The 12,237-nt window shown below is 36.0% G+C and carries 12 protein-coding genes and 1 riboswitch; of the genes, 1 reads left to right on the top strand and 11 read right to left on the bottom strand.

Features of this window, described 5'->3' with window-relative positions; all coding sequences use genetic code 11:
* Positions 1-93 precede the first annotated feature (93 nt).
* A riboswitch (FMN riboswitch) is annotated at positions 94-233 on the bottom strand.
* Positions 234-478: 245 nt separating this feature from the next.
* Positions 479-1,165, top strand: coding sequence for a hypothetical protein (locus tag CO726_RS07435; protein ID WP_099683835.1), 687 nt, complete (start codon positions 479-481; stop codon positions 1,163-1,165).
* 29 nt (positions 1,166-1,194) lie between these two features.
* Here CO726_RS07435 and CO726_RS07430 read toward each other — a convergent pair whose 3' ends face one another.
* The 11 genes from CO726_RS07430 to dacB all read right to left on the bottom strand — a co-directional run bounded on the left by CO726_RS07430 (position 1,195) and on the right by dacB (position 12,200).
* Positions 1,195-1,809, bottom strand: coding sequence for a peptidoglycan DD-metalloendopeptidase family protein (locus CO726_RS07430; RefSeq protein ID WP_099683834.1), 615 nt, complete (start codon positions 1,807-1,809; stop codon positions 1,195-1,197).
* 84 nt (positions 1,810-1,893) lie between these two features.
* Positions 1,894-2,475, bottom strand: coding sequence for a cob(I)yrinic acid a,c-diamide adenosyltransferase (locus CO726_RS07425; RefSeq protein ID WP_099683833.1), 582 nt, complete (start codon positions 2,473-2,475; stop codon positions 1,894-1,896).
* A gap of 137 nt (positions 2,476-2,612) precedes the next feature.
* Positions 2,613-4,388 (bottom strand): sensor histidine kinase ResE, encoded by a 1,776-nt coding sequence (resE, locus tag CO726_RS07420; RefSeq protein ID WP_099683832.1) that lies wholly within the window; start codon positions 4,386-4,388, stop codon positions 2,613-2,615.
* The gene (gene resD / locus CO726_RS07415) at positions 4,388-5,104 is read right to left on the bottom strand and encodes a DNA-binding response regulator ResD (protein WP_098759145.1); all 717 of its coding nucleotides are present in this window, start codon (positions 5,102-5,104) and stop codon (positions 4,388-4,390) included. Before resD ends, resE begins: the two co-directional genes overlap by 1 nt.
* Positions 5,105-5,406: 302 nt before the next feature.
* The gene (gene resC / locus CO726_RS07410) at positions 5,407-6,564 is read right to left on the bottom strand and encodes a cytochrome c biogenesis protein ResC (protein WP_099683831.1); all 1,158 of its coding nucleotides are present in this window, start codon (positions 6,562-6,564) and stop codon (positions 5,407-5,409) included.
* 14 nt (positions 6,565-6,578) lie between these two features.
* Positions 6,579-8,201, bottom strand: a complete 1,623-nt coding sequence (gene resB / locus CO726_RS07405; RefSeq protein WP_136699455.1) for a cytochrome c biogenesis protein ResB — start codon at positions 8,199-8,201, stop codon at positions 6,579-6,581.
* A 124-nt stretch (positions 8,202-8,325) separates the two neighbouring features.
* Positions 8,326-8,847 carry a thiol-disulfide oxidoreductase ResA gene (gene resA / locus CO726_RS07400; RefSeq protein WP_016088669.1) on the bottom strand — a complete coding sequence of 174 codons (522 nt, stop codon included), beginning with the start codon at positions 8,845-8,847 and terminating at the stop codon, positions 8,326-8,328.
* A 94-nt stretch (positions 8,848-8,941) separates the two neighbouring features.
* Complete coding sequence (gene rluB, locus CO726_RS07395; protein ID WP_063224409.1) at positions 8,942-9,670, bottom strand: 23S rRNA pseudouridine(2605) synthase RluB; 729 nt, start codon at positions 9,668-9,670, stop codon at positions 8,942-8,944.
* 289 nt (positions 9,671-9,959) lie between these two features.
* On the bottom strand, positions 9,960-10,490 hold the full coding sequence (gene spmB / locus CO726_RS07390; RefSeq protein WP_099683829.1) for a spore maturation protein SpmB: 531 nt from the start codon (positions 10,488-10,490) through the stop codon (positions 9,960-9,962).
* On the bottom strand, positions 10,487-11,083 hold the full coding sequence (spmA, locus tag CO726_RS07385) for a spore maturation protein SpmA (RefSeq protein ID WP_000247806.1): 597 nt from the start codon (positions 11,081-11,083) through the stop codon (positions 10,487-10,489). The genes spmB and spmA overlap by 4 nt, the downstream gene beginning before the upstream one ends.
* Positions 11,076-12,200 (bottom strand): D-alanyl-D-alanine carboxypeptidase DacB, encoded by a 1,125-nt coding sequence (gene dacB / locus CO726_RS07380; RefSeq protein WP_099683828.1) that lies wholly within the window; start codon positions 12,198-12,200, stop codon positions 11,076-11,078. Before dacB ends, spmA begins: the two co-directional genes overlap by 8 nt.
* Positions 12,201-12,237 lie beyond the last annotated feature (37 nt).

Below are 12,237 nucleotides of genomic sequence, written 5' to 3'. Positions count from 1 at the left end.
AGAACGAAAAAACCCTTTGTATTTTACACAAAGGGAGAATTTAAGGCACATCAAACAGACGTTCAAATCCATATCTTTTTTGAACGCTTGAACCTCCATCTTCTCCCATCCAGACTATACTGTCGGCTTTGGAATCACACCAAATCCTGCCTTAACGGCTCGCGGGCTTAGAACAAAATCACATATAGTTCATCACCGCCGGTCGGGATTTTCACCCTGCCCCGAAGATAGACCGATATTCTATTTTCCATTTCATTATACAACAACATGATTGGATTGTGAACAAAAAAATCGTAACTTATTAAAAATAAGTTATTAATTTTATATAACCAAAACCATTCGTTATATTTTACAATACACCCCAGATTTTTTAGCATTCGGCATTTCTCCTATAAATCCCCTAGTCATATATAATTAAAAGTGATAAGATGTTGAATTGTTAAGATAAGAACATTTTCTGGATTATGGAGGAAATGTCATGAAGAAAGAAAAGAGACACTCTATTCGAGAAACAATGAAAAAAAACTTAAGAAAAGAATACTTTTACTTAAAAAAAGAATTACTTTTCTACTGCCCAATTGATTTAGGCACATTCTCAAGCGAGACATACTATGCTGCTTTCGATGAAGATGGTATCAGTATTTATCAGTATGATAAAAAAACAGAGAGTAAATTAAAATTGCGTGAGCGTCATCCGTGGAAAAGTTGGAGTAAAGTGAAGGTGGATCATTATTTAACAACTTCTCAATTTATTTTTCAAGGGGAGCGAAACTGGATATTATCCCTTTTCCAAAAAGGAAAAGAAGCTCAAAAAATAATCGAAGAACATACATCTTTACAAACTGAAGTTGTTTCCCGCTCTTTCTTAAAAAAGCTTCCAGGTTTCCGTTCTAATGCACCGTTGAATAAATACATCGGCAGCATTTGCTACACTGCACTTATTGCATTTTTATTAAAATGGATGATTCCATTTCAAGCACCACAAATCGCCCTGTACTCCATTTCAATCGGTTGTATGCTTCTTGGTTTACTTTGTTTGACAATCGGTTTAATCGAACCGACTATTGTACTGTTTAGAACAAACGAAAAAACAAGAACAAAAGTATTTTACTTATATAGCTACTTAGCTATTTCTGGATTTATATGTGTCTTTATTTTTTGGTAAAAAAAGAGCTAGTTAAACTAGCTCTTTTTTTACTTTACATATAATTGTTGATTTGGATAAATCAGCTCTTGCTGCAGCCCGTTCTTTTCTTTAATTTCCTTAACCGAGATACTAAATTTCCGTGCAATACTCATTAAAGTATCCCCTTTTTGGACAACATATAACGATGAAGAAACTGCTTCATTTCTTTGCTCATGTAAAACAAGCAATGGATTCATCGCATTTTTTTTCGCCATCGTCCACCTTCCTTGATGAACTTCTAAATGTAAGTGTGCACCTCGAGATTCTCCTGTATTTCCTACTTCTCCAATTATTTCTCCTTTTGAAATATAATCCCCTTGAACTACATATCTCTTATTTAAATGTGCATACACAGCCTCATATTCTCCATGTTTAATAAATACAACATTTCCATAACTACTTGAATAATAAGACTTTGTTACCTTACCATCTTGAATAGCTGCCACAGCCGCGCCAATCGGTGCGGCTATATCTATACCGTAGTGTTTTCCATGCCTTGTCCCAAAATAATCACTTATCTGCCCTTCAACAGGCCATGTCCATTGATTTCCCTCTGCGTACACATGTAATTGAGATAAAAACAGTATAGTCAATAACATGACGCCGTATTTTAAAGCCTTCATATACATCCTCCGTTTTCTAATTACCACCATACCTTCTCTATTTTGGTATATTACAGAAAAAAGTATACAAAAAAAGAAAGTGAATCACTCCACTTCCTTCTCTATTTTATCTCGAAAAACTATTGCGCTGCGATTATACTCCACATCTTTTACTTGTAATCGAGCGTTTATTACTCTAGCTACTGCAAACAAATAATCAGATAATCTATTTACATACTTTAGAACAACTTCATTTATTTCTCCTTCTTTTTGCAAGGACACTACACATCGTTCCGCTCGCCTTACAACTGTACGTGCAATATGAATAGCAGCTGCCGCCTCGCTTCCACCTGGTAAAATAAAGCGCTCTAACGGCGGTGCTTCTTCTATATACGAATCAATCCTTCTTTCTAAGCTTTCGACCATTTCAATCGTTACTTTATAAGGAATTTTCTCTCCTACTATCGCCAAGTCTCCCCCGCAATCAAATAGTTCATGTTGAATATTTTCAAGTTCATTGTAAATATCTCCGAAAGACCCGCCTCGTAGCTTAGTCATCGTATATCCAATATGAGAATTCGCCTCATCTATCGTGCCATATGCTTCAACTCGAATATCATCTTTATCCACTCTACCACCTATTACACTTGTTGTCCCTTTATCCCCTGTTTTCGTGTATAATTTCATCGCTTCACGACACCCCTCTCATTATTCTTCATTCGACTAAGATAGAAAAAAAGTTCTACTATTATTTATTTAATTGATTTTACAAAAAAATAAAAAACAGTAGAACTTTATTCATTATCAACTTTAAAAACGTATATCTAAATTATACGATTCGGTAAATATACAGAGAATGTAGTTCCCTCTCCAACAACACTTGAAACAGCAATTTTCCCATCATGGCCTTGCACAATATTCTTTGCAATCGCAAGCCCAAGTCCTGTTCCACCTTTTTTCCCACGTGTTCTTGCTTTATCAGCTTTGTAGAAACGATCAAATAAAAATGGAATATCTTCTTCTGGAATACCAGCGCCCGAATCTTGTACTTCAAAAATAAGACCATTATTTTTCGTATTAATTACAAGCGTTACATGTCCACCTGCATTCGTATGACGAATTGCATTATCAATTAAATTCGTCAATACTTGCTCCATACGATCTGCATCAAACGGGTATTGTTCGATTGGATTTTGGAAATCAACCGTTAGTGCTACTTCTTTATCCTTTGCAATCCCTTGGAATTTACGACCTATTTTTTCAACGAAAGGATGAATATCAACTTCACCTATATGTAGCTCTACATTACCGCTTTCCATACGTGCTAAATCTAATAATTCATTTACAAGTTTACCTAAACGAACGGATTCATCATAAATGATTTGAACAAACTCATTAATTTCTTCTTTCGTTTGTACAATATCATCTAAAATTGCTTCACTATACCCTTGAAGCATGACCATCGGTGTACGAAGTTCATGTGATACGTTCGCAATAAAGTCTTGTCGCATCTTCTCAAGACGGCGTTCTTCCGTCATATCACGCAATACAGCTACAGCTCCACGAATTTTCGTTTGATTGTAAAGCGGCGTCATAAGAACTACATAGTTACCTTTTTGTAAATTAATTTCAACCACTTGTTGTTGTTCGCTTTCTACAACGAGATGGAATAATTCAACAAGTTCAGAAGGGAGCTGTTTACTTAGCTCTACTTCTTTTTCTTCTTGCCAAACTTGTAAGAAATGTTCAGCTGGCGGATTGATTACAACGACTTCACCTTCTTGATTTAACGTAATAACCCCATCTGCCATACTGCTTAAAATACTAGCTAACTGTTCTTTCTCTTGCTGCAGGGCATTCATATTAAACTTCAACTGTTTCCCCATTTGATTTAAGGCCGTTGCAAGCTCACCAATCTCGTCCTGAGATACCATAGGAGCTTTCGCATCAAACTTCCCACGCGAAACCTCAAAAGCAACCTCACGCATTTTACGGAGTGGTGCTGTAATTCGAGTAGATAAGAAGAATGCAAAGAAAGTTGTTAATATAATCGCAATCCCTGCTGATAAGAATATAAAATCAGTCGTTCTCTCCATACCTTGTATCGGTACTTGTAAAGATTCGTATACGAACACTGCACTTTGATTTTTTGAATGCACTGGTTTTCCGACAATCATAATATCATTTTCAGTATTTTTATTCTTTCTACTATTAGAGGCTTTTCTAATGTTATTTTTAATTTCTTTTTTGTCTGTAAAAACAGCCGCTAATTCTTTATCTTCTTTTAAGTCATCCATTGTAAGAGTGACTAACCCTTCTTGTTTCGGTGAAGAAGAAATTTCCTTACCATCTTCTACAATAATAATCCTTGAAAGTGGATCAGAGAATTTGTACGCGATATTCTCAATCGTTTTTACATCGGCACCTTCTTCAATTAACTCTGAAACACTTGTTGCAACTTTTTGAAGCCTTGCTTCACTCATATCAACATAATATGTTCTAAAAAACTGTGAAAGTAAAATCGCAACAAATCCAAGTACAAACGAAACGAGAAGTAATATGGTCATCCATAACTTCCCTACTACACTTCTCCAAAGCATCAGTCGTTCACAACCTCAAACTTGTAACCTACGCCCCAAACAGTAACAATCATCTTCGCAGCATCTGGGGATTTTTTGCTTAACTTCTCACGTAAACGCTTTACATGCGTATCAACTGTACGTAAATCTCCGAAGAATTCATATTGCCATACTTCTTTTAACAATTGCTCACGATCAAATACTTTATCAGGCGCTTTCGCTAAGAATAATAGTAATTCGTACTCTTTCGGTGTTAAGTTCACTTCATTACCATCTGCTGTAACACGATGTGCATCATTATCAATTGTTAAATGAGGGAACACAGTAACATCTTTTGTCGTTGTATCTTGTGTAAAGAATGTTGTTGGTACAGCACGGCGTAAGACCGCTTTCACACGAAGCACGACTTCACGTGGGCTAAATGGTTTCACAATATAATCATCGGTTCCTACCTCAAACCCTTGTACTCGATTTACTTCTTCACCCTTTGCTGTCAACATAATAATTGGCGTCGCTTTCTTCTCACGAACCCCTTTACATACTTCAATACCATCTTTACCAGGCATCATAAGATCTAATAGGATTAAATCGTAATCATTTTGTAACGCCATTTCTAAAGCTGTATCACCATTGTCCGCTTCTTCAATTGCGTATTGTTCTCTTTCTAAATACATTTTCAACAAACGACGAATACGATCCTCATCGTCTACAATTAAAATTCTTGATTCATTTTCCATTTCTACCCGTTGCGTACTTTTACCACAACGGTTCACACCTACCCTTCTACACTATTATGTTGCGCTATTCTCGTTTATTTAAGCAATCTTCTAAATGTTTCACTTCCCATATTATGCTTCACAAGAATAATAAAGTTTGTTCAATTTTTTTCCAAAACTATGTATTTTTTTTGAACAGTATATAATGTCCTCGACATCATTTTACAAAATCAACCGCTACTTTGTCATGTTTTTCTCAAAAAAGAAGAAAAGTTGACAAAAATAAAATAGGAAAGTGACATCCACTCTCCTATTTTATTTCTCTATGCGTATGAATGTAAACCCGCGATAATTAAGTTTACTACAATAAAGTTAAACATAATAATTGCAAAACCAATTACCGCTAACCAAGCTGACTTCTCTCCATGCCATCCTTTTGATAGGCGTAAATGTAATACCGCAGCATAAAAGAGCCAAGTAATAAGCGCCCAAACCTCTTTTGGATCCCAGCCCCAAAAACGTGTCCACGCTATTTGTGCCCAAATCATCGCAAAAATTAATGCACCTAATGTGAAAACTGGGAATCCGATTGCAATAGAGCGATATCCGATTTCATCTAGTAAGTCACTATTCGTATTCTTTACTAACGGCTGAAGTGCTGCTGATACTCGTTTCCGTAAAACAAATCTTAATACAATATAAAGTAATGTTCCAACTAACACTGACCAAATCACAGTATTTAATTTTTTCGCATTTACAATCGCTGGAACTTCAACTGTCGGCTCTAATTTATTTTCTGTCAGTAACTTCCCTTCATGCGGCCCTACTAAAGCCGGAAGATTGTACTTCATTTCCACTTTCTGTTCATTTTTATCAATCCATTGAAACTTCGCTTCATATTTCATACTAGAAAATACCGTTGTTACTCCAATAAATCCAACTGTACAAACAAGCGTGAACACGACCGTTTCCAACCAAAATGTACGTTTACTTTTCACTGATTGATCTACATTTTTCAATAAATACATAACGCCCGTAATAAAACTAATTGCTAAAATTGCTTGTCCTGCAGCCGCAGTTGTCACGTGAACATGTAACCAGTTACTTTTTAAAGATGGAATAAGCGGAGATATTTCCCTCGGAAACATACTCGCGTAGGCAATTAATAAAAGCGCAACTGGTAACGCAAAGAGTCCGATTATACTTACGCGGTACATAAAATACATGACAATAAATGCTCCGACAAGCATCATGCCAAAAAACGTACCGAACTCAAAAAAGTTACTAACTGGTGCATGTCCTGATGCAATCCATCTTGTAACAAAATATACTGTTTGTGCAATAAACCCTAAAATTGTAATCGTTATTCCTACATTTGCCCATTTATGACCCTTTTCTTTAATTGCTCCCCCGAAAAATAGAGTTGCAATTAAATATAAAATAAATGCGGTAAAGAGAAAGTTACTACTTATTTGCACCATATCATTTCCCCACCTTAACTAATTTTTTTATCCACTACTTTATCGTTTGGCTGCGGAATTGCTGTACCTTCTATTACTCTTTCAATATCTTTCTTTAAACCGAACCAATTTTTATTCGTATGTCCTGCAATCCACCATTCATCATTAACGCGTTGTATCCAAATACGGCGATGATTCCAATACATTCCTTGAATCACACCAACCATAAATATAAATCCTCCAATACCGAGAATCCAAAGCGTTAAATCTTTCCTTACAGTAAGTGCTGTTGCATTTTGCATTTCCACACCTGCAAAGGACATTTTATATTTGTTATTCCCATCAGGTTCTATATTTTGCTGAATACCAACAAAACTCACTTCACCATCCGGTGTTTCAGGTGTAAACATTTTAAAGACAAATGCAGGATTGTTTGGTAATTTCGTTTTTGTGTTCGGTCTTCCACTCTCGTCAAAATAAAAATCAGGAAAATAGCTTAATAGTTCTAAAGAATAGCCATTTCCTAAATCGAATTTTTCTGTAGGATTCGTTAAATCAACTTTAATCGGTCCCCACTTTTGATTATTTTCTTTGTTTTGCAGGTTAAAGGACATACTTTTAAATTCATTTTCTTTATAATCCACTTGATACACTGCAAACTTATCAAATTTCAGTGGTTCATTCACTCGAATTTCCGATTCTTTTACTTTTTCCAATTTTGGTTTTTGTCCTGCTATATTTTCGCCGACCGCTTTATATAATACAGCATTCGTTTGGAAGTTTTTCGCAATCATTTTATCACCTACACGGTCAATTGCTTCATCAAAAACTTCCTTGTCCTTACTTTTATCATAAACTTCCTTTATAAACTTCTCGTTTTTTAAATAGTATTGGCCATCTGTCCCTGGTATTTCTTTCGTTTCTCCATCACGTAACCAAAGCGCTTCGTCTACGTACATACTCGGTAAAAAACGGAGCATTGCACCGAATAAAAAGATAATGAGACCGATATGATTTACATATGGACCCCAGCGTGAAAACCGTCCCTTTTCTGCTAAAACATTTCCGTCTTCCACTTTCACATTATAGTTTCTTTTCTTTAAATTCTTTTGAATTCTTTCCAAATCACCATCTTGCGGTGTACCAGTGCCGTATAATCTTTGTCTCTTTAAAAAGCTAGGGTGTCTTTTCACCCCTTGCTTCTTTAAAGCTTTATAAAGCGGAATGACACGATCTAAACTACATATCACAAGTGAAATACCAATCGAAGCAATTAACATCATATACCACCATGAACCGTATAAATTATTAAATCCTAATTGATAGTATAATTGCCCTAAAAATCCGTATTCTTGCTTATAATATTCAGCTGGCGCAACCCCTGGAGTTATGTACATTTCTTGCGGAAAAATAGTTCCAATCGCCGATGCAGCTAAAGTGATTACGATTAGCCATACACCCACTTTTACAGAAGAGAAAAAGCTCCAAATTTTATCTACTATCGTTTTTGTTTGCGTGAGAGATCTCCGCGCACTCCCCTCATAGCGCATATCCAATAGTTTTATAGTTTCATTGCTTTCAAATGGTTTCCCGCAAGCTTCACAAAAAACAGTTCCTATTGGATTAACATGTCCACATTCACACTTAATTTCTTTCAATACTCTCACCGCCCCTGTATCTATATGTACTATTGTATATTCTAACCTAGAGTTACCGCAATACTCAGAATTTTTAAACCAAAGACGCTATAGGTAAGCGCCTCGTATGTAAAGGCTTTCTTTATTACGGAGTAATTTTCTTTAAATACTCCTCCAATTGTTCCTTCGTTTGTTCACCTTTAATCTCTTGAATCACCTTACCATCTTTATCAATCAAGAAGCTTGTTGGTAATGGTATTACTCCATACGTTTTTATAATTTCTCCACCTTTATCGATTGCGACCGGGAACTTAAGATCGTATTGTTTCACAAAATTCTTAACAGCAATATCCGTTTCATCTGCATCTAGCGCAATGATTTCTACGCCTTTTTCTTTATACTTTGGATATAATTCGTTCATATAAGGCATTTCTTTCTCACAAGGTTTACACCAAGTGCCCCAAAAGTTTAAAAATACACCTTTTCCCTTTAAATCTTTTAATTCAATTTTCTTTCCTTCTAAATCTGTTACAACAAAGTTAGGTGCTTCTTTTCCGATTTGCATTTTCTCTTCTTCAGTGAAATATCCTTGATAAAGTGTAAATCCTACAGCACCGCATAAAATGAGCAGAATAATAACGCGAAATAATAAGCGATTTTTTTTCATATTGTCTCCCCTCTCTTCGACGAGTGATGAATATATGTATTTTTTAATAAATCACCAGCGGAGCATTCCACTGGTGAAAGTTTCACAATATCGATTAGCGAGGCTTTGTAGAAGCCAATGCGCGTAATTGTTTCACCTCATGTGGTGTCAATTCTCTTGCATCACCAGGTCTCAGGCTTCCTACTTCTAAGAAAGCATAGCGTTCACGCTTTAGTTTCACTACTTTACAATCTAAAGCTTCAAACATACGACGTACTTGACGGTTACGTCCTTCATGAATTGTTAATTGTACAATCGCCATTTCTTTACGCTTGTCCCAAGAAATAATCTTCACACGAGCTGGTGCTGTTTTTCCGTCTTCTAGTGCAACCCCACGTTCTAACATGCGAATTTTCTCACCTGTTAGTGGACCTTTAATTTTTGCAACATATGTTTTTTCAACTTTATATCTAGGGTGCATTAATACGTTTGCGAAGTCCCCATCGTTTGTCATTAATAATACGCCAGACGTATCATAATCTAAGCGTCCGATTGGGAATAAACGTTGTGTAATCTCCGGGAAAAAGTCTGTTACAACATTTCTTCCTTTATCATCTGATACACTTGAAATTACGCCGGTTGGTTTATATAGTAAAAAATAAACAGGTTCTTCTTTTTCAAGAGGGATGTTATTTACTTCTACTTTATCTTGAGGAGTTACTTTCGTTCCTAACTCCTTCACTATTTTTCCGTTAACTTTCACTTTTCCTTGCTGAATTAATTCCTCAGCCTTTCTTCTCGATGCAATACCTGCTTGCGCAATCACTTTTTGTAATCGTTCCATTTCTTTTTTTCACCTCGAATTTATCTTACCTTACATTAGAAAGACTTGGCAACCGCATACGCTTGACGGCTTTTCGCTTCATCTTACTTAAACAACATAGCGATGATAATAAACATATAAAGGTAAAATCATGTTTTTACCTTTTATTATTGTCCATCTTTTTCATATTTCTCACAATAAAAGTTCATCATTTTGTCAAAAATACCGCATAAAAAAACCACTATTAAGCAGCACCTTAATAGTGGTCGTATACATATTATAAGCGAAATAGCATAAAAAATGAATAGCATTACTTAAACATTAAAGAAACAAACACAATTGAACAAATAATTCCGATCAAATCGGCAAAAAGTCCTACTTTTAATGCATCTCCCATTTTTCTAATTCCAACAGCTCCGAAGTATACTGTTAAAATATAAAAAGTCGTATCTGTACTCCCTTGCATCGTAGAAGCCAATCTTCCAATAAACGAGTCTGGCCCATATGTGGCAATTAAATCGGTCGTTATACTTAAACCAGCAGAGCCTGAAATAGGGCGTATAAGTGCTAGTGGAACAATTTCTGCTGGAACATGAATTAAATCTAACAACGGCTTCATTACCGATATCATTGCATCTAATGCACCTGATGCTCGAAATATAGAAATAGATACGAGCATTCCAACCATAAACGGTAAAATAGAGATCGCAATTTGAATCCCTTCTTTTCCTCCCTCAACAAAAGATTCATACGTCGGAACTTTCTTTATCGTTCCATATAAAAGGATAAAACCGATTACACAAGGGATTACCCATAATGATATCGTATTGACAATACTCATTTTTTCCGCCCCTTCCTACTCCTTCTTCGGTAAAAATAGCGATCAATCCAAATTGCTCCGATCATAGAGAGTACTTGTGCAATGAATGTTACCCCAACAATTTCAGTAGGATTCGCTGATTCATACGTCATTCGAATCGAAATGACAGTAGTAGGAATTAAAGTAATCGCTGATGTATTTAACGCGAGAAACGTCACCATAGAACGGCTCGCCGAATCCTTCCCTCCGTTTAACTCTTTCAATTGTTCCATCGCTTTAATACCAAGAGGGGTCGCTGCATTACCTAATCCAAAAAAGTTTGCCATCATATTCGATAAAATAAATCCCATTGACGGATGATCTTTCGGTATTTCTGGAAACAACCTTTTTACTATCGGCATAAAAAGTGACACTAACTTTTTTAACAATCCTGCTTCCTCTGCAATTTTCATTAAGCCGAGCCAAAATACTAAAACACTAATAAGTCCTATACAAATTGTTACTGCATCTTTTGCCCCGTCAAATACGGCTTTATTTATTGCTTCCATCGTTCCATTTATCATGGCATATACGATCCCTATGACCGCCATCGCTACCCATACGAGATTAACCATCGCTCCCAACACCTATCATATGAGAAAAAATTTCTTTCACATTATTCCAGTACATTCCCGTTGTAGCTACTAACTTTCGTTTACTATAAAATAAATTCCGTTCTCCAACTTTCTCATTGCCAACATAAATTTCTGTCTTTCCAACCTTTACGCCATCTTTAAGTTTTGCACTTTTATCGAGTTCAACTTTTAATACGACATTCTTTCTTTCCTGCTCAGTTAAAGGCACCGCAAAACTATTTTTCGTATAAACATGATTGGCATATTTCTTTTCAGTTATTTCAGCCAGAGCTCCTTGTCCTACAACGTTTGTTTGCTTGAAACGTTCAAAACCTTTATCAAATAAATTCATATGATCATCCCAATCGCTAGAAGCGCTCAAAGTTACGACAATTAGATCTAGTCCATCTTTTGATGCTGTTGTAACAAGCGTCCGTCCTGCTTTCTTCGTAAAACCTGTTTTTCCTCCTGTTGCAAATTCATAATACGACGTCACGAGTTTATGTTTGTTTTTCCAAGGATAATCCCATGAATCTGATTTATACGTTTTTGTCCCAAAAATCTTCTTAAATGTTTCGTTCCCCATTGCATACTTCGTTAAAAGTGCCATATCATAAGCCGACGAATAATGGGATCCATCTCCATCCAAACCATGTGGGTTTGAAAAGTGAGTATCTTTCATTCCAATTTGTTTCGCCTTTTCATTCATTAAATAAACGAACCCTTCTATACTCCCTCCTACATTTTCAGCAATCACTTGTGCTGCATCATTACCAGATCTAAGCATGAGTCCGTATACTAAATCCTCTAGCTTTACTTTCTGCCCTGGCTTTAAATAAATTGCTGATCCTTCTACTCTCACCGCTTCATTACTAACCGATACCATTTCTTTCATTTTTCCTGATTCAGCAGCTAACAAGGCAGTCATAATTTTTGTTATACTAGCAATTTTTTGCGGCTCATGTTCTGCTTTTCCGTATAATACACGACCTGACTGTTGTTCCATTAATACAGCATTTCGAGCACTGACATTACTGTTCATCTTTGCATATGTAGGAATTGACATAACGCTTGCGTACATAATAAGAAGCGTAATTATTACACAAATTCGTCTCATATTTCCCCCCACGTCCTTTTGGCACTTTTTGTACAAG

This window comes from Bacillus fungorum, from assembly GCF_002746455.1.
Lineage (GTDB): Bacteria > Bacillota > Bacilli > Bacillales > Bacillaceae_G > Bacillus_A > Bacillus_A fungorum.
This window is presented reverse-complemented; position numbering and strand designations above follow the sequence as displayed.

Excerpts from the sequence above, each read along its gene's own strand:
- dacB (WP_099683828.1), bottom strand. The coding sequence starts at position 12,200 with ATGAGACGAATTTGTGTAATAATTACGCTTCTTATTATGTACGCAAGC.
- resA (WP_016088669.1), bottom strand. The coding sequence starts at position 8,847 with ATGAAAAAAAATCGCTTATTATTTCGCGTTATTATTCTGCTCATTTTA.
- spmB (WP_099683829.1), bottom strand. The coding sequence starts at position 10,490 with ATGAGTATTGTCAATACGATATCATTATGGGTAATCCCTTGTGTAATC.
- spmA (WP_000247806.1), bottom strand. The coding sequence starts at position 11,083 with ATGGTTAATCTCGTATGGGTAGCGATGGCGGTCATAGGGATCGTATAT.
- CO726_RS07435 (WP_099683835.1), top strand. The coding sequence starts at position 479 with ATGAAGAAAGAAAAGAGACACTCTATTCGAGAAACAATGAAAAAAAAC.
- resC (WP_099683831.1), bottom strand. The coding sequence starts at position 6,564 with ATGGTGCAAATAAGTAGTAACTTTCTCTTTACCGCATTTATTTTATAT.
- resE (WP_099683832.1), bottom strand. The coding sequence starts at position 4,388 with ATGCTTTGGAGAAGTGTAGTAGGGAAGTTATGGATGACCATATTACTT.
- CO726_RS07430 (WP_099683834.1), bottom strand. The coding sequence starts at position 1,809 with ATGAAGGCTTTAAAATACGGCGTCATGTTATTGACTATACTGTTTTTA.
- CO726_RS07425 (WP_099683833.1), bottom strand. The coding sequence starts at position 2,475 with ATGAAATTATACACGAAAACAGGGGATAAAGGGACAACAAGTGTAATA.
- resD (WP_098759145.1), bottom strand. The coding sequence starts at position 5,104 with ATGGAAAATGAATCAAGAATTTTAATTGTAGACGATGAGGATCGTATT.
- rluB (WP_063224409.1), bottom strand. The coding sequence starts at position 9,670 with ATGGAACGATTACAAAAAGTGATTGCGCAAGCAGGTATTGCATCGAGA.